Consider the following 24,190-nt stretch of genomic DNA (forward strand, 5'->3'; position numbering starts at 1 on the left):
GCCATCCAAGAGGAGGGTTCCATGGCGGTACGTGCGGCAGTGGCGGGAGCGAGTGGGTACGCGGGCGGGGAACTGCTGCGTCTGCTCCTGGTCCACCCCGAGGTCGAGATCGGCGCTCTGACCGGCAACTCCAACGCGGGCCAGCGCCTGGGCGCACTGCAGCCGCACCTGCTGCCGCTGGCCGGCCGCGTGCTCCAGGAGACCACCCCGGAGGTCCTCGCCGGACACGACATCGTCTTCCTCGCGCTGCCCCACGGGCAGTCCGCCGCCGTCGCCGAGCAGCTCGGCCCGGACGTCCTCGTCGTCGACATGGGCGCCGACTTCCGGCTGAAGGACCCGGCCGACTGGGAGCGGTTCTACGGCTCCGCACACGCCGGGACCTGGCCGTACGGCCTCCCCGAACTGCCGGGTGCCCGCGCCGCGCTGGAGGGGTCCAAGCGCATCGCGGTGCCCGGTTGCTACCCCACGGCCGCCTCCCTCGCGCTGTTCCCGGCGTACGCGGCGGGGCTCGCCGAGCCCGAGGCCGTGATCGTCGCCGCCTCCGGCACGTCCGGCGCGGGCAAGACGCCCAAGGCGCACCTGCTGGGCAGCGAGGTCATGGGCTCCATGGCGCCGTACGGCGTCGGCGGCGGCCACCGGCACACCCCCGAGATGATCCAGAACCTCGGCGCGGCCGCCGGTGAGCCGGTCTCCGTCTCCTTCACGCCGACCCTCGCGCCGATGCCCCGCGGCATCCTCGCCACCTGCAGCGCCAAGGCGCGGGACGGCGTCACCGCCGAGACCGTGCGGGCCGCGTACGAGAAGGCCTTCGCGGACGAGCCGTTCGTGCATCTGCTGCCCGAGGGGCAGTGGCCCGCCACGGCGTCCGTCTACGGTTCCAACGCCGTTCAGGTGCAGGTCGCGTATGACGAGGCCGCGCACCGCATCATCGCGATCAGCGCCATCGACAACCTGACCAAGGGCACCGCGGGCGGTGCCGTCCAGAGCATGAACATCGCCCTCGGGTTCCCCGAGGAGCTGGGTCTTTCCACGATCGGAGTCGCACCGTGAGCGTCACGGCAGCAAAGGGGTTCCAGGCTGCGGGCATCGCCGCCGGGATCAAGGAGAACGGCAACCCGGACCTGGCCCTCGTGGTCAACGCCGGGCCCCGCCGCGCCGCCGCGGGCGTCTTCACCTCCAACCGTGTGAAGGCCGCGCCGGTGCTGTGGTCGGAGCAGGTCCTCAAGGGCGGCCTCGTCTCCGCCGTGATCCTCAACTCCGGTGGCGCCAACGCCTGTACGGGCCCCAAGGGCTTCCAGGACACGCACGCCACGGCCGAGAAGGTCGCCGCGGCCCTGGACGTGAACGCGGGCGAGGTCGCCGTCGCCTCCACCGGCCTCATCGGTGTCCTGCTGCCGATGGACAAGCTGCTGCCCGGCGTCGAGACCGCCGCCGGTCAGCTCTCCGAGCACGGCGGCGAGAAGGCGGCCATCGCCATCAAGACCACCGACACCGTCCACAAGACGTCGGTCGTGACGAAGGACGGCTGGACCGTCGGCGGCATGGCCAAGGGCGCGGGCATGCTCGCCCCCGGCCTCGCCACCATGCTCGTCGTGCTCACCACGGACGCCGACCTCGACAGCGAGACGCTGGACAAGGCCCTGCGGGCGGCCACGAAGACCACCTTCGACCGCGTCGACTCCGACGGCTGCATGTCGACCAACGACACCGTGCTGCTGCTCGCCTCCGGAGCCTGCGAAGTCACCCCGGAATACGCGGAGTTCGCCGAGGCCGTACGGGCCGTCTGTGACGACCTCGGCCAGCAGCTCATCCGGGACGCCGAGGGCGCCAGCAAGGACATCAAGGTCGAGGTGATCAACGCCGCGACCGAGGACGACGCCGTCGAGGTGGGCCGCTCCATCGCCCGCAACAACCTCCTCAAGTGCGCCATCCACGGCGAAGACCCCAACTGGGGACGGGTGTTGAGCGCGATCGGCACCACGTCCGCGGCCTTCGAGCCCGACCAGCTGAACGTCGCCATCAACGGCGTGTGGGTGTGCAAGAACGGCGGCGTGGGCGAGGACCGCGACCTCGTCGACATGCGCTACCGCGAGGTCCACATCGTCGCCGACCTCGCCGCGGGCGCCGAGACCGCCACGATCTGGACCAACGACCTCACCGCGGACTACGTCCACGAGAACAGCGCGTACTCCTCATGAGCAATACGGCACGGAAGCACACCGCACTGCCCAAGGCGCAGATCCTCATCGAGGCGCTGCCCTGGCTGACCCGGCACAACGGCAAGACGGTCGTCGTCAAGTTCGGCGGCAACGCGATGATCGACGAGGAGCTGAAGGCGGCGTTCGCGCAGGACATCGTGTTCCTGCACCACGCCGGTCTCAAGCCCGTCGTCGTGCACGGCGGCGGCCCGCAGATCAGCGCCGCCCTGGACCGGCACGGCATCGTCAGCGAGTTCAAGGCGGGCCTGCGCGTCACCACCGAGGACGCCATGGACGTCGTACGCATGGTGCTGGCCGGTCAGGTGCAGCGGGAGCTGGTCGGGCTGCTCAACGAGCACGGGCCGCTCGCCGTCGGCATGACCGGCGAGGACGCGCACACCATCACCGCCACCAAGCACCAGCCAGAGATCGACGGCGAACTGGTCGACATCGGCCGGGTCGGCGAGATCACCGCCATCGACACGGGCGCCATCGAGGCCCTGCTCGCGGACGGCCGGATCCCGGTCGTCTCCTCGATCGCCCGCTCCCAGGACGACCACCATGTCTACAACGTCAATGCTGATACGGCGGCTGCGGCACTCGCTGCTGCTCTTGGCGCCGAAACCCTCATGGTCCTCACGGACGTCGAGGGCCTCTACGAGGACTGGCCCAACAGCGACGAGGTGATCAGCCGCCTCACCGCGAGCGAGTTGGAGAAGCTGCTGCCCGAGCTGGCCAGCGGCATGGTGCCGAAGATGGAGGGCTGTCTGCACGCCGTGCGGGGCGGTGTGAACACCGCCCGTGTCATCGACGGCCGGGTCCAGCACTCGATCCTGCTGGAGATCTTCACCGACGAGGGGATCGGCACGATGGTCGTGCCGGACGAGGAACAGGGGGACGCCGAATGACCGGGACCAACGCCGAGCTCACCCAGCGGTGGCAGGGCGCGCTCATGGACAACTACGGCACCCCGCGGCTGCCCCTCGTCCGCGGCGCGGGCACCAAGCTGTGGGACGCCGACGGCAAGGAGTACCTCGACTTCGTCGGCGGGATCGCCGTCAACGCGCTCGGGCACGCCCACCCCGCGATCGTCGAGGCGGTCAGCAAGCAGATCGGCTCCCTCGGCCATGTCTCCAACCTGTTCGTCGCCGAGCCGCCCGTCGCGCTCGCCGAACGGCTGCTCCAGCTCTTCGGGCGCGACGGCCGGGTGTACTTCTGCAACTCGGGGGCCGAGGCCAACGAGGGCGCCTTCAAGATCGGCCGGCTGACCGGCCGGAAGCACATGGTCGCCACCACGGGCGGCTTCCACGGCCGCACGATGGGCGCGCTCGCACTCACCGGCCAGCCTGCCAAGCAGGACCCGTTCCTGCCGCTGCCCGGCGATGTCACCCACGTCCCGTACGGCGACGCACAGGCGCTCGCCGAAGCGGTCACCGAGGACACCGCGCTGGTGATCATCGAGCCGATCCAGGGCGAGAGCGGCGTGGTCGTGCCGCCCGTCGGCTACCTCAAGGCGGCCCGCGCGATCACCGCCGCCACCGGCGCGCTGCTCGTCCTCGACGAGGTGCAGACCGGGATCGGCCGCACCGGGCACTGGTTCGAGTACCAGGCGCACGAGGGCGTGCTGCCCGACGTCGTCACCCTCGCGAAGGGGCTCGGCGGCGGACTGCCGCTCGGCGCGACCGTCGCCTTCGGCCGGGCCGCCGAGCTGCTGAAGCCCGGACACCACGGCACCACGTTCGGCGGCAACCCCGTCGTCTGCGCCGCCGGACTCGCCGTGCTCGACACGATCCAGGCCGACGGCCTCCTCGACAACGTGAAGCGCACCAGCGAGAAACTGCGGAACGGAATCGAGTCACTCGGGCACCCGTTGATCGACCATGTCCGTGGTGCGGGCCTGCTGCTGGGTATCGTGCTCACCGAGCCGCTCGCGCCCCAGGCGCAGCAGGCGGCTCAGGACGCCGGCCTCCTGGTGAACGCGCCCGCCCCCGATGTCGTACGGCTGATGCCCCCGCTGAACCTGGGCGACGACGAGGTGGACGCGTTCCTTCAGGCGCTGCCCGGCGTCCTCGACGCAGCAGCCGACGGGGACGGACGAGCCAAAGAATGAGACGACGATGAGTCAGGCGCAGGATCACGAGCACGCAGGGCCTGCCGTGCCGCAGACCCGCACCGCACGCCACCGCCGGATCGTGGACATCCTCAACCGGCAACCGGTGCGCTCCCAGAGCCAGTTGGCGAAGCTCCTCGCCGACGACGGGCTGACCGTCACGCAGGCGACGCTCTCCCGGGACCTCGACGAGCTGAACGCGGTGAAGATCCGCAACAACGACGGCGATCTCATCTACGCGGTACCGAGCGAGGGCGGCTTCCGCACCCCGCGCGCCCCGCTGGGCGAGTCGGCGAAGGAGGAGCGGATGCGGCGGCTCTCGTCGGAGCTGCTGATCTCCGCGGAGGCGTCCGCCAATCTCGTGGTCCTGCGCACCCCGCCCGGGGCCGCGCAGTTCCTGGCCTCGGCCATCGACCAGGCAGAACTGCACGACATCCTCGGCACGATCGCCGGCGACGACACACTGCTGCTGATCAGCCGCGAGGCGACCGGCGGCCAGGCGCTGGCCGACCACCTGCTGCGGCTGGCGCAGAACAACCACTGACGGCCGCCGAAGTCACCCGAGCCGGGCGGCGAGACCTCCGGTGCACCGGACCTCGTCGCCCGCAGTGATGAGCAGTGCCTCGATGTCCGGGAGCGACTCCAGCCAGCCCAGCGCTTCCCGTGACCCCATCGCGAAGGCCGCCGTCGCCCATGCGTCCACCCAGGTCAGCCGGGGTCCCACCACGGTCACGGCCACCAGGTCGGTGACCGCCGACTTGCCGGTGCGCGGGTCGACGATGTGCGCACCGCGCTCGGCGGTACCCGAGGTCGCCACCGCCAGCTCCTCGACACCGGCCGCGGAGACCACCGCCGCCAGGCCGCCCGGGCGCAGTGGGTCCGAGACGCCGACCCGCCACGGGCGGTGCGTGCCGGGCGCGCCGCACAGCTGGACGTCGCCGCCGCCGTTGACGCTCACACCGCTCGCCCCGGCCGCGGTGAGGCGCAGGGCCGCGCGCTCGGTCGCCCAGCCCTTCACCAGACCGGTCGGGTCGAGCCGTCCCTCGTACGTCGTGCTGAACCAGCCGTCGCTGCGTCGCTCCGCCTCGGCGCACAGGCCGAGCACCTCGGCGACGTCCGGATCGCAGTCGGCGACGGTCAGTTCACCGCGCGCCAGCCGCGAGAGCTGGCTGTCGTCGCGGTAGGTGCTGAACAGCTCGTCCACCCGGTGGAGTTGGGCGATCGCCTCCGTCAACGCGGCCTGGACGGCCTCGGGTTCACCGCCGCGTACGTCGAAGGAGAAGACGGTGCCCATGACCTCCTCCGCGTGCCGCAGCGCGGGTACCTCGACGGGTTCAGCCACCGGCCTTGTCCAGGGCCGACTGGAGGGACGTCTTGTATCCGCCGCTGGTGTACGTGGCGCCGGACACCGCGTCGATGTTCGCGCTGCCGGCCGCCACCGCCTCCTGATTGAGCTTGGGCACCGAGTCGGAGGTCACCTGGGTGCTGCGGCCGCCGCTGGGCGCCTGCACCGCCTCCGCCTTCGTGATCTTCCCGCCGCTCACGGTGATCCGGACCTGGACGGGCCCGTACTCGGTCTGCGCGACGTTCCCGGTCACCGTACGGGCCTGCGAGGCGGGCGGGGCGGACGACGCCGCACCACCGGCCGGTGCGGACGGCTTGGCGGCCGGGGCCGACGAGGACGCGGGGCTCGACGGCGCCGTCTGCCGGCTTCCGGCCGCCTTCGCCTTGTCCACGGCCGACTGAAGGGACTTCTTGTACCCGGCGCTCGTGTACGTCGCCCCGGAGACGGCGTCGATGTCCGCGTTCTGCGCGGTGACCGTCTCCTGGTTGAGCTTCGGCACGGCGTCCGCGGTGACCTGGGTGCTGCGGCCGCCGCTGGGCGCCTGCAGCGTCTCGGCCTTGGTGATCCGCCCGCCGCCCACGGTCAGCCGCACCTGCACCGCGCCGTACTGCGTCTGGACCACGTCTCCGGTGACCGTGCCGCCCTGCGGGGCCGCGCCGCCCTGGGCCGACTGCTGAGCGGCGGCCGTCTGCTGGGCCGCGGCCCCGCCCTGCGCCGCCGCGGCGGCCGGGTCGGACGCCGGTTTCAGCGACAGCAGCAGGACGATCCCGGACACGGTGGCGGCGCCGGCCAGCACGGCACGCCGAATGGGGTGACTCTTCTTCATCGCTCCCGACTCCCGTCGCTCACATCTCGAACGACTCGTGATGGATGCGGCGGGCGGGGACCCCCGCGCCGCGCAGTGCTTCGTACACCTGCTGGGCGAAGCCGGGCGGCCCGCACAGGAAGACGTCATGGCGCTCGATGTCCGGCATCTTCCGGCGCAGCGTGTCCGGCGAGATGTCCGGGCGCTCCCCGTCGGGGCTGTTCACGGCGTACATCAGCCGGGCCCCGCGCTCGTCCGCGATGGAGGACAGCTCGTCCCACAGGGCGAGATCCTGCGTGCTGTTGGCCCGGTAGAGCAGCGTCAGGTCGCCGGAGGCCGCGGGCAGCGTCTCGAAGAGCGCCCGCATCGGCGTGATCCCGACACCGCCGGCCACCAGCAGCACCTTGCCGCGGCTGCGCTTGCCCGCGGTCAGGGCGCCGTAGGGGCCCTCGGCCCACACCCGGGTGCCCGGCTCCAGGTCGCGCAGCGCGGAGCTGTGGTCGCCGATCGCCTTCACCGTGATGCGCAGCATGTGCGGGCGCGGCGCCGCCGACAGCGAGTACGGGTGCGAGCTGAAGCGCATGCCCGGCGAGAGGAAGCGCCAGCGGAAGAACTGCCCGGCCTCCGCGCCCATGCGGTGCAGCTTGCGCCCGCTGATCAGCACCGAGACGACCCCCGGCGACTCCTCGACCACCGCTTCGACCCGCATGCGGTGGCGCAGGTTGAGCCGGATCGGCGTGAGGATGCGGTACCAGAGCACCAGCGCGGTCACCGACCCGTACAGCCCGTACCAGACCGTCTTCGCGGTGGGCTCGACGGCGAAGTCGTTGCCGGAGGACAGCTGGTGCCAGAACGTCAGGAACACCGCCGCGTACGTCAGTAGGTGCACGTGGTACCAGAGGTCGTACGGAATCCTGCGCCGCAGACCGCCGATCGAGATGAACCCGATGAACAGCAGCAGGCCGGTGCCGATCGCGGCCTTGCCCATGTCGGGCAGCTGCTGAACGGAGTCGACGGTCTGCTGCACGATGGAGCCGAAGTCCTTGCCGGACTGGAGGGCGTACCCGTACATCGTCAGGACGAGGTGGGCGAGGACCAGACAGAGCGTGTAGCGGCCGGTCATCGCATGCCAGCGGGCCACCCGGTCGGAGCCGACCCGGCGTTCCAGGGCGGGCACCCGGGCCATCTGGAGCACCACCAGCGCCATCAGGTACCCGGCGAGCAACCCGGTGATCCGGCCCGCGTTGAGGATCTTGCTGTTGTCGTCCGCGATGGACGGGGTGTTGCTCCACCACAGCCAGATCACCCCGGCCGCGCCCGCCCAGAAGGCGAGGAGCAGCGGGACGGCGGGCGAGCGTCGAGGGCGGATGCGGCGCATGGTCTGGCGCCGGGCGGCGCGACCACCGGCGATCGTGGACACGGTTCCTCCGTGTTCCTGCGTGGGAACGGGGCGTGGGGAGTGGCTCCTTGGCCCAGAGATACGTGCGCGGACCGCTGTTCGTTCAGAGGCCCGCCGAGTCCAGGGCGGACTGGAGGGACTGCTTGTATCCGTCGCTGGTGTAGGTGGCCCCGGAGACGGAGTCGATCGAGGCGCTCTGCGCGGCCAGCGCCTCGCGCCTGAGCTGCGGAATCGCGTAGCTGTTGATCTCCTGGTCCTTCGGATTCTCCTGCGGGTAGGTGACCGCGGTGACGTCGGTGATCCTGCCGTTCTTCACCGTGACCCGCACCTGCACGGGGCCCCAGCGGGTCTGCACGGTGTCGCCGGTGACGGTCTTGGTGCCGGTGCTCTTCGAACCGCCTGATGAACCGGATGAACTGGAGGAACTTGAAGAGTCCGAGGGGGACTGGCTGCTCGATGACGATGACGATGACGATGACGTGTCGGCGACGGTCGGTGGTGTGTGCGGCTTCAGGGACAGCAGCAGGACGACACCGGTGACGGTGCTCGCGGCCGCCATGGTGATGCGGCGCAGCGGACGGTTCTTCTTCAGCGCGTGCAACGCGGCCTCACAGTTCTCGCAGTTCTCATAGTTCGAACGACTCGTGGTGGATACGGCGGTCCGGGACTCCGGCGGCGTGCAGTGCCGCGTACAGGTCCCGGGCGAGGGCGGGCGGCCCGCACAGATAGACGTCGTGCGCCGCCACATCGGGTACGGCCGCCCGCAGCGACTCGGCGGTGAACCGGGGGCGCGTCCCGTCGGCGCCGTTGACCGCGTACAGGACGCGCGCCCCGCGCCACTGCGCTATCGCCTCCAGCTCGGCCCCGAGCGCGAGGTCCTCGGCGGTGCGCGCCCGGTAGAGCAGCGTCACGTCGCCGGGGCCGCCGGGCAGCGTCTCGAAGAGGGCGCGCAGCGGGGTGATGCCGACGCCGCCCGCGATCAGCAGCACCTTGGGCGCGGTGCGCCGCTCGGCGGTCAGGGCGCCGTACGGGCCCTCCGCCCAGACCCGGGTGCCGGGCCGCAGCAGGCCGATGGCAGCGCTGTGGTCGCCGAGCGCCTTCACGGTGATCCGCAGCAGGTCGGGCCGGGGCGGCGCCGACAGGGAGTACGGCGTCGACGTCCACCGCAGCCCGTCCGCGAGGAACCTCCAGCGGAGGAACTGCCCGGACTGCGCGCCCAGTTCGTCCAGTCGCTCTCCTCGTACGACGACCGAGAAGACCCCCGGCGACTCGCGGTGCACGGACTCGACGCGCAGCTTGTGGCGCACATTGAGCCGTACCGGCGCGAGCAGCCGGAACCACCCGAGCAGCGCGGCCGTGCCCAGGTAGAGCACGTACCAGGCGGCTCGGGCGTAGACGTTGCCGACGAAGTCGGAGCCCAGCGTGAGCTGGTGGAAGAAGGCGAGGAACACGGCCACGTACGTGAGCAGGTGCAGGTAGTACCAGAACTCGTGGCTGACCCGGCGGCGCACCGCACCCGCCGACACGATCCCGACGGCGAAGAGGGTGAGCCCGCCGATCGTGGCCTTGAGCATGTCCGGATAGTCGAACACCACGCTGACGGTCTCGTGCACGATGCCGTACCCGTCCTGGGCGGCGTACCCGAACAGGACGAGGGTGACATGCGCGACCAGCAGGCAGATGGTGTAGCGGCCCGCCATGGCGTGCCAGCGGGCCACCCGGTCGGAGCCGATGCGCCGCTCCAGCAAGGGGACCCGGGCCATCAGCGCCACGAGGACCGCACAGCCGTAACCGCTCAGCAGCCCGGCGATCCGCCCGGCGTCGGTCAGCCAGCCGGCCGTGCCCACCACCGACCGCGTGTCGGACCACCACAGCGCGATGACGGCGGCGGCCCCGGCCCAGATCAGCGCCAGCAGAGGTGCGGCCGGCGAGGGCCGCGGCCGCCTGCGGGTTCGAGAGGGGCGCGGGACCGTGGCCCGCTGCTCGTACACCGTCGTCATGTGTTCGTCCTTCCGGCTGTCCGGAACTTTCTCGGCCGTCCGGAACCCTTTCGGCTGTCCGGAACTTTCCGGCTGTCCGGGAGGAAACTGTGCGTCCGTAACTTCTGAGGACGCTCTGAAAGACGGCCCGCGGCGCGGACTCACAGGGAACTGAGAGGGGCGGGCAGGGCAGACTCAGAGGAAACTCAGAGGCGGGAGGAGGCGTCGCGCCTCCCTGCACGGGCGATCCTGGAAGACGACATGAACACTCCCCGCTCCCGTGGCACTGGCCGCCCCGCACTCACCCGGCCCGACGGCACCCCCGTACGCGTCCTCGTCGTCGACGACGACCCGGACCTCGCCGAAGTCCTCTCCGGCGCCCTGCGCTACGAGGGCTGGGAGGTGCGCACGGCGGGCGACGGGGCCGCGGCCGTCGCCGAGGCGCGCGAGCTGGGGCCCGACGCCGTCGTCCTCGACGTCATGCTCCCGGACACCGACGGTTTCGCCGTGCTGCGCTCGCTGCACGCCGTACAGCCCGAGGTGTGCGTCCTCTTCCTCACCGCCCGCGACGCCGTCGAGGACCGCATCGCGGGCATCACGGCGGGCGGCGACGACTACGTCACCAAGCCCTTCAGCCTGGAGGAGGTCGTCGCCCGGCTGCGCGGACTGCTGCGCCGCGCGGGCATGGCCCGGCAGCAGGAGGAAGGGCCGCGGCTGACCGTCGGCGACCTGGTCATGGACGAGGAGGCCCGCGAGGTGACCCGTGGCGGCGAACTGATCGAGCTGTCGCCGACCGAGTTCGAGCTGCTGCGGTTCCTGATGCGCAATCCGCGCCGGGTGCTCAGCAAGGCGCAGATCCTCGACCGCGTCTGGTCCTACGACTTCGGGGGTCAGGCCCACGTCGTGGAGCTCTACATCTCCTACCTGCGCAAGAAGGTCGACGCGGGCCGCGAGCCGATGATCCACACGGTGCGGGGCGCCGGGTATGTGCTCAAGCCGGTGACGGTTCGATGAGCCGGAGGCCTTTGCGCAGGTGGGCGGGGATCCGGCTGCCGTGGCCGCACACGCTGCGGGCCCGGCTCACCGCCGGACTGGTCGTGCTGCTCGCGATCAGCTGCGCCGCCGTGGGCGTGGCCGCGGTGGTCGGCCTGAACGGCTTCCTGACCGGCCGCCTCGACCAGCAGCTCTACGAGGCGGGGAGCCGTTATCCCGCGAGCCTGGAACACCAAGGCGTCGGTCCCAAACCCTCGGACAACGACGGCGACGAGCACGGAGACGCCCGCAAGCAGGCCACCGGGACCTTCGGGGCCCGCCTGGTCGGTGGTGTGGTCACCAACGCCGCCGTCGTGCCCTCCGGGTCCACCGCCACGAATCGTGCGGTGCCGCTGACCGCCGCCGACGAGAAGAAGCTGGCCGCCGTACCGGTCGACGGCGCCGGGCACACCGTCTGTCTGTCGCCGCTCGACGACTATCGCGTGGTGGCGACTCGGGGGAAGGACGGCGATGTCCTGATCACCGGGCTTCCGCTGGAGCCGGTGGAGGCCACCGTGCACCGTCTGGAACTGGTCGCCGCCTGCGTCTTCGGCGCGGCCCTCGCGGTCACCGGCGTCGCCGGGGCGCTGTGGGTGCGCTGGTCGCTGCGGCCGCTCAGCAGGGTCGCCGCGACCGCCACCCGGGTCAGCGAACTCCCGCTCGCCAGCGGCGAGGTGGCGCTGCCGCCGCGCGCCCCCGAGTCCGACCCGCGCAGCGAGGTGGGCCGGGTCGCCGGCGCCTTCAACCGGATGCTCGGCCATGTCGAGGACGCGCTGACCAAACGGCACGCGAGCGAGGAACGGCTGCGCAGCTTCGCCGCCGACGCCAGCCATGAACTGCGTACGCCGGTCGCCTCGGTGCGCGGCCACGCGGAACTGGCGCTGCTGCACCCGGGGCCGGTCCCACCGAAGGTGACCCGGGCGCTGGAGCGGATCGCCGCCGAGTCGGCCCGCATGGGCGAGATGGTCGACGAGATGCTGCTGCTCGCCCGCCTCGACGCAGGCCGCCCGCTGGAACGGCTCCCGGTCGACCTCACCCGACTGATCCTGGACGCGGTCACGGACGCCCGGGCGGCCGGGCCGGACCACCGCTGGACCCTGGAGCTGCCGGAGGAGCCGGTGACGGTGACCGGCGACGCCCACCGCCTCCAACAGGTGTTGGCCAACCTGTTGGCCAACGCCCGTTTGCACACGCCCGTTGGCACCAAGGTGACCGTTTCCCTCAAGACCGATGCCCGCACGGCCGTCCTCGCCGTGCACGACGACGGCCCCGGCGTCCCCGAGGACGTCCGCCCCGGCGTCTTCGAACGCTTCACCCGCGCCGACCGCCGCCGCACGGAAGGCGCGGGCGGCGGAGCGGGGCTCGGCCTGTCGATCGTGGCGGCGGTGGTGGAGGCGCACGGCGGCACCGTCGCGCTGGAGAGCCGTCCGGGGGCTACGACGTTCACGGTGCGGCTGCCGGGCGCGGTGCCGGCGGACGGCTCGGACTCCGAGCGCGCGGACGACTAGCGGGTCGGCAGTTCAGAGCTCCAGTTCGAACAAGTCGGCGTACAGACCGAGCCGCTCCCGCACCCACTCCTCGCTCTCGTCGACGGCGTGCGCGACGAAGCGGACGTGCTCCGCGGTCACCGGCCCGCGCAGCGCCGGCAGTACGCCGTCCGCGTGGACGGACAGCAGGATCAGGTCCTGCCAGAGGGGGAGCACCGCCGGGATGGCCCCGGAAGGAGCCAGCGGGGGGCGGGGGGCGGGCTCAAGGGGAAGGTAGGGCACGATCCGTCGCCAGGTGCGGTCCAGCGGTTCGCCCAGGCGGCCCGCGAGGCTCACCAGGTCCAGCGGGCACAGGGGCTCGCCCGGCGCCGAGACCCGATGCTCGGTGCCGAGGGCCACGGCGTCCATGGCGTCGGGCTCCTCCTCGGGAAGCCCGTCCACCTCCGCCGGGGACAGCTCCGGGATCAGCGCGCCCAACGCCCGCAGGGGCGCCAGCCGTTGGTACGCGGCGCGGGGGGCGAGGTGCTGGGCCCGCGCGGAGTCGACGAGCCGCTCGGCGGTGACGGGCGTCCAGCGGGGAGGCTCGAACCACTCGCTGTCGTAGTCCTCGGGGTCGCCCCAGTCGATCAGGGCCCGGCTCTCCAGGCGCTGAGGGCTGAACTCCGCCAGCCCGGCGGGGAGTTCGGGCACGCCCAGGCCGATCTTCTTGGCCTCCCGCCGGGCCGTCTTCCACATCGTCGCCAGGGGCGTCTGCAGTTCGATGCTCGCCGCGAACAGTACGTCGGCGGTGGGCAGTACCGGATAATCGGCCCCGTCCCAGGAAGGATCCCTTCCGGAGAAGGCGTACCGGCTCGGTATGGGGAGCTCGCCCCATGCGCACAGCAGCGCATCGGCCGCGGGCACGTCGACGCCTGCCTCCCTCAACTCCTCCAGCGCGTAAGAGAGTTCCTTGCTGTCCGCCACGTTCCTCGGATTGATGAAGGCCACGTCCCGGAGACTGAGACCGCCTTCCAGGAGCAGGCCTTCGGCGTGCGCGGCGGCCGCGACGGCTGCCGTCTCCGGGCTGGGCACGACCCGGCCCGCATCGGACTTCTCACGATGGTGCCGGTGGTATGCCAGGCCGAGACGGTCCGCCCAGCGCGCCAGCTCCTTCTCGGCCCTGCGCAGCGGGATCTCCCAGTCCGCCGCGAGCTGGAACGTGGCACCCCGGGGCAGCGCGATGCCGCCGTCCGGGCCGGTCAGGCAGTACTGCCGCAGCACCGAGAGGATGTCCCACGGCACCTGGCTCCACCGCAGGACGGATTCCTTGTCCGGAGCGGCCCAGCCGAGCCAGCTGAAACGTGCGAGCCGGTCGAGCGCCTCTTCCGGGGTGATCTCGAGACGTCGGGCGGCTGCGTCGATGTCCCACGGCCACCGGGTGCGACGCCATCCGGAGTCGCCGGAATCGACGTACAGCAGGGAGAGATCGGCCTCGTCGCACACGTGGTGCCGGTGGTGCTCGGGCGCGGAAGGCACCGGAACCGCAAGGAACGGGCTGTACTTGGCGCACGCCTCGGCGAGCTGTCCCAGTGTCCGACGGGTGGTGGTGGAGGCGCGCACGAGTCCGCCGAGGTCGTCGAAGGCATGGCAGTAGTTGTTCTGCCTCTCCTGGTTCCTGTTCGGCCAGTTGGTGCGGGCACGGCTGAGCAGTCCCTCCATGATCTGCAGGTCGTACCAGTCCGGAGTCCAGTCCAGCTCTCCCTCCGCGACGCGGGGCGGGCCGAGCCGGGGGTGGGCGATGCGCACGGCACGCATCACCCGGAGTACTTCGAGGACGGTTCTCTCCTGGTCGTAGGCGAGCGCGACCACCGAACGCCAGTCATCGGGCAGCTTCGGGGCGCTCGGTCCGGTGTCCCAGAACCGCGGCGAGCCCGAGCAGATGCTCACCCATCCAGGAGCGGGAACGGCATACCCGGCGAGGGAGGCGGTGGAGGAGCGGACCGGCCCGGACATGTCGGCGTTCAGCGCCGCTCTGCGCCACGGTTCCGTCAGCTCACCGCGTCCCTCGGGCGTGTTCCCGGAGGGGAGCCGCTTCTCGGTACCCGAGTCCCAGTGGAACCAGCCGAGCGTGTCCAGATTCACGGCCGGACGCCACGAGTTCCTGCGCACGAGTACCCCCGTGCCGCGCCACTCCTCCCAGAGGGTGCGGGCCGCGGTCAGATTCTGGGACTCCAGCCGCCAGAGCCAGTCCAAGTCGAGCCCCGGCCAAGAGGCCAGGGCAGAGGCACCGCGCGACCATTGCGTACGCGCCCAGGTGGTGTCGTACGCCTCCAGCTTCTTGCGGTTGAGGCTGAGCTTGCCCGCGTGCGCGCCGGTCAGATTGAGCACGTACCCGAACGGCCGCTGGTTCGTGCCGATGCCGTCGCACAGGATCGCGCCCTTGTCGGCGACCCACCAGAGCACCCCCGGCACGGCCTCCACCGCCCCATGCCCCTCAGGGCCGGGTGGGTACTGAAGCACCCCCGGTTCCCAGTGGTGCCGGCTCCCCGAGGTCTCTTCGACGTCCAGCTCGAACTCACTGACCAGGACGAGCCGTTGAAGTGTCTCAACCGGTGAGAGTCCGCGGCTTCGGGCGATCGAGTCGCGCAGATACAGCCGGATCCTCGTACCGCCCTCCAGGAGTCCGTCCCCGGTGTCGTCGTCGTGCTCCTGGATCCGGAAGAGATTGGCGCTCCCGGGGATCTCGACCCGCAGAGCCCTCCTCGCCGGGATCCCGTCGGTTCCCACCGGCCGAGTGACGACGGTCATCTCGTCGGCGAGCATGAAGTAGCTGAACACCCCGATGCCGAAACGGCTGTTGGGGTAGAGGCGCAGTGACGGATCCTGGCGGTGCCAGTTCGCCTGCTCCTGCCGGAAGGCGCGGGACTGCTCGAAGCGGCGGCCCGCCTTGGTGAAGGTGTTCCTGAGCTGGTCGAGGGTCATGCCCACGCCGTTGTCCCGGCACTCGACGTACCGGCCGCGTTCGTCCTCGCCCTCGACGACGGTGATCTGCCCCGACCACGGCCCGGGCCGGCCACCCCTGGCCTCGACATAGCGGCGGCGCATCGCGCGGTACCGGCAGGCGTCCATCGCGTTCTGGTACAGCTCGCGCAGCGCGAGGTCCGGCTCGCCGTCGTAGATGCGCTCACCCATGAGCAGGTCGCGCACCTCCGTCTGCGCCAGTTGGAAGCGCAGCAGCGGCACGTCGTACGCCCTGCGGCCCCGGTCCTCGACGGGGCGCAGGCCGCGGTCGGTGACGCGGGACGGCGCGCCCGCCAGCAGGGCGGCGCGGTGCGGCGGAAGCCGGCGGGCCGATTCCCGCAGCGCGCAGGCGAGTTCGTCGGCCTGCTCGACCACCTGGGCGAGGGCGGCGTGCACCGCGGGGTGACGGCAGGCCGTGTCCAGGTGCAGTTCGTCGTCGGAGGAGTGCCAGTCGGCCTCGTGCGCGGCGTTCACGGCATCCTGCGGGAGCACCGGGTCGGAGACCGCGAGATGTTCGGCGAGTACGTCGGGGAGCGTGCGCGCGTCGAGAGCCAGTACGGCGGCCAGGTGCAGCAGCGCGGCCAGCTCGGCCGGCCGCACGCGCTGCCGGCCGCCGCCGGGGACCGGGAACGCGACGTCCGCGGCGGCGGAGGACTCCTCGGGGACGGCGCCGAGCGTGATGCCGGAGGCGACGGCGCACAGCAGCCGGGACAGTTCGGCCGTCCTCGGGCCGCGGTCCTGCGGAGCGCCCAGCAGAGCGGCCGCGAGAGAGGGGGACTCGGTCTGCGGTACGGCCTCCTCGTCGGTCTCGAAGCGTTCCGTGATCCAGCGGTGCACCAGCCACAGGGCGACCCCGCGCGCCTCGTCGGCACGGGCGCTCCGCCAGCACTCGGAGAGCTTCTTCGCGATGTGCGGATGGTGGTCGGCGACCTGTTCGTAGTGCCGCCGCCAGGCGTCGCCGTCCTCCTCGTGCCACACGTGGTACGGCGAGACGTCCTTCGCGTGGCTGAGCCGTCGCGCCCGGGCCGCCTCGTACAGGAACGGCGCCGCCACCAGGGCCGCGGCCTCCAGCGCAGAGAGCGCCGTCGCCTTCGGTATCAGGCCGGGCAGCCGGTCCCGCAGGACACGTACCGGAAAGTCGTCGTCGGCCCAGGGATCGGGCATGCGCTGCTGGGCGTGGTGCACGACGGTCGCGCACTCCTCGACCAGTGCGGTCAGGCATTCCCGGAAGCGCGGCAGGCAGCCCAGGTCCTCGTCGGGAACGCGCTCCCACAGCGCGGTCTCCGACACCGCCTCCCGCCAGGCCTCCAGCAGTCTGCGCCCCTCGCAGACCACGGCCGAGCGGGCCTCGGACTCCAGCTCCGCGCCGTAGCGGACCTGCACCTCCTGCACCTCGCCCAGGTGTTTCCGGGCCGCACGCAGTGTGTGCTGCCGGGCTGTCTCGTACACCTCCTGCACCGTGCGGGCCTGAGTCATGGGACGGAACGCCTCGGCCAGCCCCTGGGTGAAGAAGCTGCCTTCCCCCGTGTACCCGGAGCGCTGTCCGGCCCCGCAGGACGTCATCAGCGCGAAGCGTCCCGTCGGCTGCCCTCTGAGGATGCGGCTGCCGAAGACGCCCTCCTCGCCGGACGGCTGGTCGCGGCAGGCATCGATCAGCCAGAGCACCGTCCCTGCGCGGCATTCGCCCAGGTAGGGGCTGATGTCGGCGGGCAGCAGGGATTCCCGGTACGACGGCCGCCAGTCGCCGTCGCCCGGGGCGCGGGCGTCGGACGGCACGAGGTAGTCGATGTCGCCGATCCGGATGCCGTGCCCGGAGAAGTGCAGCAGAAGGGCGCCGTCCGGCGGAACCTCGCGGGCGACCTCGTCGATCCGCGTGGCGATCTCGGCGCGGCTGGCGTTGTGCAGCGTCTCCACCGCGTAGCCGGCGGCCTGGAGCGAGGCGCCGAGCAGACGCTGATCCGCGGCGACCGGCTCTTCCAGCGAGACGAAGCGATGTACGGCGTCCGGTGTGCTCGCCACGCCGATCAGGAGCGCGATGCGCGTTCCGGAGCCTGCTCCCGTGGTTGTCGCCGTCATGCCGTCAACTCGCCTTGTCGCAGCTGGAGACGGGCTTCATCGACCTCACCGTCCGGGCGGGCAGGACGACTTGGCGGCTGTTTTCGTCCTCCCCGAATCCGAGCACGACGTCGCCGCCGCGCCCGGAGCGGACGAACTCGCCGCAGCGTTCCCCGGTCGTCGTGGTGACCCGGACCAGGTGGTCCGGGGGTGTCTCGGTGGTCGCCCAGGCGACGACGACGGCCGCGGCCGCCAGGGCCACTCCCGCCACACAGCACACGGACGCGTACCGCAGGGACCGGGTGACCCGGACGATCTCCAGCTCCGTCCACCGGCGCAGGGCCTGGCCCGCGAGGAGCACCCGGCTTCCCGGGCGGCCGTGCGCGGCACGCACCGCGAGGACCGAGCCGGTGACGAACAGCAGGAACGCGAAACCGAGCAGGATGGTCGCGGCCACACCCGCGCCCGCCGGGAGCCGGGCCAGATCGTCGCGCCCCTTGAGGGTGACGAGCACCGCGAGGAGAGCCGTCAGGCCGGTCAGCCCCGTCCGCCAGCCCTCCGCCTGCCGCCGCAGCTCGGGCAGTTGGGTGAACTCCAGCTCCCGGGCGAGCTGGGCCCAGCGGCGATCCGACTGGGCGCTCATGTCACGTCGCCCGACGTGAGCGCCGCGAGCCGCCAACTGGCACCGCAGCCCACGAAAGCGGCGTCCGCCGGCAGGTTGGGATGGGGGTGCCCGCATTCGCAGAAATGCACCTCGCGGGTGAGGTCGGCCGCATCGTTCCCCGGTGCCGCCCCGGCGCCCGTGAGCCAGGTCAGCAGCCCCTTGGTGCCCGTTCCGGGCAGCCCATGCCGGTACTCCGTCGCCGTTCTGCCGTGGCAGCGCGGACAGTTGCCCTCGACGACGATGCCGTGGCCGTCGGTTGACGCCCGTCGTGCGAAGGGCAGGGCGGTCAGGCCCAGGTCGTTCTCGGCGTAGACGGTGGTGAAGTCGTGGCTGGGGCGGGGAGGTTCAGTCATCGCTCGTGCTTTCCGTGTCGGCCTTGTCGTCTTCCTCGGCATCCACCGCGGGCCCTTCCACGTCCAGCTCGAACATCGCGGCGTAGAGGTGGAGCCGGTCCCTGACCCATTTCTCGGTCTCACCGACCGCTCGGGCGGCACACTCGATGTGATGGAGCGTCACTCGCCCCGAGACGGCGGGGAGTTGGCCGTCGAAGTGCCGGGTGAGGAGCGCCAGATCCTGCCAGTGCGCAATGGCGTCCGGCACGGGCGGCAACTCGGCGTCGTCGGACCAGAAGGGGAGGTAGGGGGTGATGCGCCGGACCGTGTCGGTGATCGGCTCGCCCAGCCGGCCCGCGATGCTGACCAGGTCGAGGGGAGTGGGCGGTATGTCAGTGTCGGACACCCGGTGTTCGGCCGACAGGGCGATGACATCTCGTTCGTCCGGTATGTGCTCGCCCAGGGTGTCCACGGCATCCTGCGGCAGCTCGGGGACGAGGGCGCCGATGGCCCGCAGTCGGCGGAACTCCTCGTACACCGTCGCGGCGTCGGCGTGCTGCCGATGGGCGAGCTTCACCAGTTGCTCGGGGGTCAGACGACGCCATACGGGGGTGCCGGGGTTTCCGTAGGGGTCACGGGGGTGGGACGTGAGCGCCAGGCAGACGTGCTGCGAGGGCCGGTAGTCGGCGATGGCAGGGGGGAGAGGGGGCGCGGCCAGACCGAAGCGGTTGGCCTCGTGCGCGGCGAGTGTCCACATCTCGTGGAGAGGTTCGTTGAGACTCGCGGCGGCGTTGAAGAGAACGGCGGACGTGATGCCGGTGGCCGCATAGTCCTCTTCTTCGAGGAACGCGTCCTTGCCCGACAGTACGTAGCGGCTTCGGAGGGGCAGTTCTCCCCACGAGGTGATGACGGCGATCCCGTCGGGGAGGGGGACTCCTGCCGCCTGGAGGTCCGCCAGCGCAGGCACCAGGTCGACTTCCGACGTCGGCGAGGAGACCATCGCCAGGGGCTCCAGGTCGATGCCGTCCTCCAAGTGCACCCCGATGGTGGCCAGTTGCCGTAGGAGCAGGGTCGCGTCGTAGGAGGGGATGTGCCGGCCGTCCAACACACCGTTCGTGTAGCGCGGTTCATGGACGAGGCCGAGGGTCGCGGCCGCGGCACGGAGTTCTCGCTCCGCGGTTTCGAGATCGACCTGCGCGATGTCCGCGAACTCGATGGTCGCCGCCCAATGCAGCAAGCGACGTCCGTCGGGCAGGTCGGACGTGAAGTGGCCCAGGACGTCGAAGATGTCGCCGTCGAGCTCGATCCAGGCCAGGATTTCGTCGGGGGAGGGCACCCGCCATCCGAGCCAGCCGAAATCGGACAGTCTGCGGAGTACCTCTGGCAGTGGTTCCCCCGTACGTGCGCAGATCTCGCGTACCTGTCCGGCGCCGTCCACTCGTCGCAGTTTTCTGGATCTGGAGCGGGCGTCGGGCGTCTCGGAAAACAGGCCGTCGACGTCTTCCTCCGTGCAGACATAGTTCTCGTGGTAGGCGGGGGGAGTGGGGACGGCCAGTGAGTGCAGTGGAGCCAGACGGGCAAGTCGTCGAGCCAGAACACCCAGGGGCACGGCCAGTTGGACCGACGCCAGTACGAGCCCGGCGCAGTCGTCGACAGCGTCCTCGTCGAACACCCGGACAACGAGCCGACCGCTCTTCGCCTTGCCGTTCATCGCATCCGCCAGTTCACGGTCGAGCGAGTCCGGCACCCAGTCGAGATCCTCTCCCGCCGTGGGCGGCGGCGCATTGAAGGGGTGCACGATGCGCAGCCGTCGCCGGCGGAGCAGCACCTCCGCGACTGTCATTCCCTGCTCGGCGGCATGAGAGACCACCTGGTGCCAGGAGCGGACCTCCCGGCTCGCGAGGTCCGCGTCCCCGGGGGCGGGCACAGGATGACCGGAGAGACTCAGCGGCGCGGCTGCCACGCCGACCGCGGCGGGGATGCCGTGAGCCGCGTTGCGCCACGGCCGGAATTTCCGTGTCTCGGAGGTAAGGCCTCGCTCGCTGTCATTCATGTCGGCATCGAGATGGAACCATCCGACGACGTCGAGCGACGCCCTCCCTCCGTTCCGCCCCTGTACCTCGACACCTTTGCCGCGCCACTCCTGATCGAGTACTCGGGCCACGTCGTGGTTGCGAGCGTCCAGTTGCCACAGCCAGTTCATACTCAGTGCGGGCCAGTCGACGAGTGCTTTCGCTCCTTGCCGCCACTGCTCGTCCGCCCACTGCTGATCGAACTCCTGAAGCTCCTTGCGGCTGACGCTCAGCGTTCCTGCATGCGGGCCGGTCAGATTCAGTACACAGCCGAAGGGCTCCTTGTCCGTCACGATCCCGTCGCACAGGATCGCGCCCTCGCCGGTCACCCACCACAGCACCCCGGGCACCGCCTCCAGCGAGGTGCCCATCCCGGCTCCCGGAGGTGCCTGCAGCACGCCCGGCGCCCAGTCGTGCGCATACCCGGTCCCGTCCTGCGCCTCCAGCCGGAACTCGCTCACCCGCACCAGCTCGCGCAGCACCTTCACGCAGGACAACCCGGTCGCGGCGGCACCGTCCCGCAGATACAGCCGCACCCGCGTCCCGCCCTCGGCGAGCCCGTCCTCCGCGCCGCCGAGCCGCTGGATGCGGAACAGGCTTCCGCTGCTCGGAATGTCGACGCGCAGGGCATGGTCGGCGAGGCCGCCTTCCGGGCTCACCTGGCGGGTCACGATCGTCATCTCGTCGGCGAGCATGAAGTAGCTGAACACCCCGATGCCGAAACGGCTGTTGGGATAGAGGCGCAGCGACGGGTCGTGGCGCAGCCAGCGCGACTGCTCCTTGCGGAACGACTTCGACCGCTCGAATCGGCTGCCGGCGCGCGTGAAGGTGTGCTTGAGCTGCTCCGCGCTCATCCCCACCCCGTTGTCCCGGCACTCGACGTACGGGCCGCGCTCGTCCTCGCCCTGCGTGAAGGTGATCCGGCCCGTCCACTCGGCCGGCTGTACGCCGCCGCTCTGCAGGAACGTCCAGCGCATCGCGCGGTACCGGCAGGCGTCCATGGCGTTCTGATATAGCTCCCGGAGCGCCAACTGGGGCTCACCGCCGTACAGTTGCTCGCCCATGAGCAGCTCGCGGACCTCGGTCTGGGCAAGGTGGAAGCGCAGCAACGGGGTCTCGTACGACGGCTGGTTCCCGATTTGGCCGGGGCGCAGCCCGCGGTCGGTGATGCGGCGGGGTGCGGCCGTCAGCAGGGCGGCTTCGGATTCCGGCAGCTCGGCGCTCATGTCCACGACCTGCGCGGCGAGTTGGTCCGCCTGGTCCACCACTTCGGTGAGCGCCGCGTGCATGGCCTGGTGGGGACAGGGCGCGTCCAGGTGCAGGGCGTCGCCGTCCCGCTCCCAGCCGAGGCCGCAGGCCGTGCCGATGACATGCTCGGGCAGGACGGGGTCGGTGACGGCCAGATGCTCGGCCACCGCTTCCGGGAGGGTCCGGACGTCCACGGCCAGGGCGGCGGCGAGCCGGAGCAGAGCGGCGAGCGGGCGCACCCGCAGCGCCTGATGCCCGGCGGGCAGGAGCACCTTGCCCCGGGACGCGGACGGCAGTTCGCCCGGCAGCTCTTCGAGGCCGATGCCGGAGGCCAGCGTGCACAGCAGGCCGGACAGCTCGTGCACCCGGTCCTGCGCCACTCCCAGCGAGGTGATCAGGGCCTCGGCCGGACCCGGTGGCACCGCCTCGTCGTCCGTCTCGAACCGGTCGGCGATCCAGCGGTGCACCAGCCACATCGTCAGGGCGGCCTCGTCCTGCACCCGGTCGCGGGCCCGGCACTGGGCCGCCTTCCGCGCCACGCGCGCGTGCTGGTCGACGATCTGTTCGTAGTGCCTGCGATGGGCGTCGGCGCCCGGGCGGCGCTTCGGCGAGTAGGGGTCGATCTCCGCGGCCTGGCTCAGCCGGTCGGCCCAGGCGGCCTCGCGCAGGAACGGCGCCGCCACGAGCAGTGCGACCTCGACCGCCGACAGAGCGGCCGTCGGGGGAAGCAGCAGGGGCAGCCGGTCCCGCAGCAGCCGCACCGGGAACGCGTCGTCGGCCCACGGGTCCGGGTGCGGCAGGCGCTCCTGCGCGAGGTGCAGCGTGCGGGCGCAACTCTCGACGAAGTCGGCGAGGGGGTCCTGGAAGGTGAGGACGCTGCCCCGGTCCTCCGGCTTCACCCGCTCCCACAGCGGGGTCTCGCGGGCCGCCTCCCACCAGGCTTCCAGCAGCGGACGCCCGTCGCAGATCTCCTTCTCCCTGGTCTCCGCCTCGGCGTTGGTGCCGTAGCGGATGGCGGCGGTCTGCGTGAGGCCGTGCCGCCGGGCGGCCTCCTTCGTCCTCGCGCGCGCCGCCGTGAACACGTCGTGCACGGTGCGCGCGGGGGCGAGCGGCCCCAGCGCGTCGGCGAGCCCCCGGGTGAAGAAGCTCCCCTCGGAGCTGTGTCCGCACTGCTCCCCGGCCGAACAGCCGGTCAGCACGGCGAAGCCGCCCTCGGGCGGTCCGTTGTCGATGCTGTTGCCGAACGCCACGCCGTCGCCGTCCAGGACCGTACGGCAGGCGTCGACGAGCCAGAGCACCGTGCCCGCCCGGCACTCCTTGAGCAGGGGACTGATGCCCGCGGGCAACAGGGAGTCCACGTACGGCTCCTGCCAGACACCGTCGCTGGGCGGGGCGGCATCGGCGGGTACGAGGTAGTCGACGCCACCGACGCGGACGCCATGTCCGGTGAAGTACAGCAGAAGGGTGCCGCCGGGCGGCATGTCGCGGGCCACCTCGTAGATCCGCGGCTTGATCCGGCTGAGGCCGGCGTCGTGCAGGATCTCGACCTCGTAACCGGCCGCGTCCAGCGCTGTGTTCATCAGCCGGAGATCCGCCTCGACGACCTCGTCGAGCGGTTCCAGCAGGCCCACCGTCGCGGGTGCGTGCCCGACTCCGATCAGCAGGGCCTTGCGCGCCCGTTCCATGTCCCCTCCCACCAGCAGGGAAACATGATGGCATCGTGCACCGACAACGCGTCGCCGAACGCGGGCAGTTACCCGGTCAGTACGCGGTGATCGCTGTCGCGCCGTCCACCGTCCCGATCGCGATGTGCGGCTCGCGCGCCGGGTCGGCCCACTCCAGGATCCGGCGCATCGCGCCCCGCGGCACGGAGACGCAACCGGCCGTCGCGCCACGCCCGTTGACATGCAGGAAGATCCCGGCGCCCCGGCCGTGCACCGGCCGCTCGTAGTTGAAGCCGATGACGAAGGCGTACGCGTACTGCGTGGCGTACGCGATCAGGTGCTCGGACTCGGTGGCGCGGCAGTCGGCGGGGCGGGGCTCGGTCCAGCGGTTGTATGAGCGGGAGTTGTTGTCCTGGCACCACCAGGATTCCTGCCGCACCCGACGGTAGGGGGCCGCGGTGCCGTAGGGCGCGGCCTTGATGCCGAAGGCGAACGGCAGGTCGTACAGGCCCGTCGGAGTCGTGTTCGTGCCCTGTTTGCGCGAGCCGCCCTCGGTGAGCCCCTTGGCGCCGAAGCGTGCCACAGCGGAACCCGTCCTCATCCAGTGCCCGTCGCGCAGGTCCCACCAGGTGACCGTGCCCGACGTGGCGTCCGTGCGCGGCGCCTGAGCGGTGATCAGCTGGGTGCCGCCGCCGGTGTCCGCCATCCTTTCCGGCAGCGGCGGGTGCCGGTCGCCGGGCGCGGCACCGAGCACGAGGAGGGAGGCGGACGCGAGGGCGACGACGACACCGGGGCGCATG

At 71.5% G+C, this 24,190-nt stretch carries 17 protein-coding genes; 7 read left to right on the forward strand and 10 right to left on the reverse strand.

What is annotated here, in order from left to right:
• The first annotated feature begins 21 nt into the window (after positions 1-21).
• The 5 genes from argC to AB5J56_RS36465 are packed head-to-tail and all read left to right on the forward strand — an operon-like array spanning position 22 to position 4,852.
• Positions 22-1,050, forward strand: coding sequence for an N-acetyl-gamma-glutamyl-phosphate reductase (argC, locus tag AB5J56_RS36445; protein ID WP_369239275.1), 1,029 nt, complete (start codon positions 22-24; stop codon positions 1,048-1,050).
• Entirely contained in the window at positions 1,047-2,198 is a 1,152-nt protein-coding gene (gene argJ / locus AB5J56_RS36450) for a bifunctional glutamate N-acetyltransferase/amino-acid acetyltransferase ArgJ (protein ID WP_369239277.1), read from the forward strand. The genes argC and argJ overlap by 4 nt, the downstream gene beginning before the upstream one ends.
• Positions 2,195-3,106 carry an acetylglutamate kinase gene (gene argB, locus AB5J56_RS36455; protein ID WP_369239279.1) on the forward strand — a complete coding sequence of 304 codons (912 nt, stop codon included), beginning with the start codon at positions 2,195-2,197 and terminating at the stop codon, positions 3,104-3,106. The genes argJ and argB overlap by 4 nt, the downstream gene beginning before the upstream one ends.
• Entirely contained in the window at positions 3,103-4,308 is a 1,206-nt protein-coding gene (locus AB5J56_RS36460; protein WP_369239281.1) for an acetylornithine transaminase, read from the forward strand. Before argB ends, AB5J56_RS36460 begins: the two co-directional genes overlap by 4 nt.
• Before the next feature lie 7 nt (positions 4,309-4,315).
• Positions 4,316-4,852, forward strand: a complete 537-nt coding sequence (locus AB5J56_RS36465) for an arginine repressor (protein ID WP_369239283.1) — start codon at positions 4,316-4,318, stop codon at positions 4,850-4,852.
• 12 nt (positions 4,853-4,864) lie between these two features.
• Here the strand turns inward: AB5J56_RS36465 and AB5J56_RS36470 are convergent, their stop codons facing one another.
• The 5 genes from AB5J56_RS36470 to AB5J56_RS36490 all read right to left on the reverse strand — a co-directional run bounded on the left by AB5J56_RS36470 (position 4,865) and on the right by AB5J56_RS36490 (position 9,857).
• On the reverse strand, positions 4,865-5,602 hold the full coding sequence (locus AB5J56_RS36470) for an FAD:protein FMN transferase (RefSeq protein WP_369243008.1): 738 nt from the start codon (positions 5,600-5,602) through the stop codon (positions 4,865-4,867).
• Between the two features lie 40 nt (positions 5,603-5,642).
• Positions 5,643-6,479: an FMN-binding protein gene (locus AB5J56_RS36475; RefSeq protein WP_369239285.1), complete on the reverse strand. Its 837-nt coding sequence runs from the start codon at positions 6,477-6,479 to the stop codon at positions 5,643-5,645.
• Between the two features lie 19 nt (positions 6,480-6,498).
• Complete coding sequence (locus AB5J56_RS36480) at positions 6,499-7,836, reverse strand: ferric reductase-like transmembrane domain-containing protein (RefSeq protein WP_369243010.1); 1,338 nt, start codon at positions 7,834-7,836, stop codon at positions 6,499-6,501.
• Positions 7,837-7,960: 124 nt separating this feature from the next.
• Positions 7,961-8,458 carry an FMN-binding protein gene (locus tag AB5J56_RS36485; protein ID WP_369239287.1) on the reverse strand — a complete coding sequence of 166 codons (498 nt, stop codon included), beginning with the start codon at positions 8,456-8,458 and terminating at the stop codon, positions 7,961-7,963.
• Positions 8,459-8,483: 25 nt separating this feature from the next.
• Positions 8,484-9,857, reverse strand: a complete 1,374-nt coding sequence (locus AB5J56_RS36490) for a ferric reductase-like transmembrane domain-containing protein (RefSeq protein ID WP_369239289.1) — start codon at positions 9,855-9,857, stop codon at positions 8,484-8,486.
• A 240-nt stretch (positions 9,858-10,097) separates the two neighbouring features.
• Here AB5J56_RS36490 and AB5J56_RS36495 point away from each other — a divergent pair, with 240 nt between their 5' ends.
• Together AB5J56_RS36495 and AB5J56_RS36500 are read left to right on the forward strand one after the other, a co-directional pair.
• On the forward strand, positions 10,098-10,850 hold the full coding sequence (locus AB5J56_RS36495) for a response regulator transcription factor (protein WP_369239291.1): 753 nt from the start codon (positions 10,098-10,100) through the stop codon (positions 10,848-10,850).
• Positions 10,847-12,376: an ATP-binding protein gene (locus AB5J56_RS36500; RefSeq protein ID WP_369239293.1), complete on the forward strand. Its 1,530-nt coding sequence runs from the start codon at positions 10,847-10,849 to the stop codon at positions 12,374-12,376. Before AB5J56_RS36495 ends, AB5J56_RS36500 begins: the two co-directional genes overlap by 4 nt.
• Positions 12,377-12,388: 12 nt before the next feature.
• Here AB5J56_RS36500 and AB5J56_RS36505 read toward each other — a convergent pair whose 3' ends face one another.
• The 5 genes from AB5J56_RS36505 to AB5J56_RS36525 all read right to left on the reverse strand — a co-directional run bounded on the left by AB5J56_RS36505 (position 12,389) and on the right by AB5J56_RS36525 (position 24,189).
• Positions 12,389-17,431 (reverse strand): caspase family protein, encoded by a 5,043-nt coding sequence (locus AB5J56_RS36505; RefSeq protein ID WP_369239295.1) that lies wholly within the window; start codon positions 17,429-17,431, stop codon positions 12,389-12,391.
• A gap of 4 nt (positions 17,432-17,435) precedes the next feature.
• On the reverse strand, positions 17,436-18,053 hold the full coding sequence (locus AB5J56_RS36510) for a hypothetical protein (RefSeq protein ID WP_369239297.1): 618 nt from the start codon (positions 18,051-18,053) through the stop codon (positions 17,436-17,438).
• On the reverse strand, positions 18,050-18,427 hold the full coding sequence (locus AB5J56_RS36515; protein ID WP_369239299.1) for a hypothetical protein: 378 nt from the start codon (positions 18,425-18,427) through the stop codon (positions 18,050-18,052). Before AB5J56_RS36515 ends, AB5J56_RS36510 begins: the two co-directional genes overlap by 4 nt.
• Positions 18,420-23,411: a caspase family protein gene (locus AB5J56_RS36520; protein ID WP_369239301.1), complete on the reverse strand. Its 4,992-nt coding sequence runs from the start codon at positions 23,409-23,411 to the stop codon at positions 18,420-18,422. The genes AB5J56_RS36515 and AB5J56_RS36520 overlap by 8 nt, the downstream gene beginning before the upstream one ends.
• Positions 23,412-23,487: 76 nt before the next feature.
• Positions 23,488-24,189: a L,D-transpeptidase gene (locus AB5J56_RS36525; RefSeq protein WP_369239303.1), complete on the reverse strand. Its 702-nt coding sequence runs from the start codon at positions 24,187-24,189 to the stop codon at positions 23,488-23,490.
• Position 24,190 lies beyond the last annotated feature (1 nt).

Origin of the sequence: Streptomyces sp. R21 (assembly GCF_041051975.1) — a bacterium.
Classification (GTDB): Bacteria; Actinomycetota; Actinomycetes; order Streptomycetales; family Streptomycetaceae; genus Streptomyces.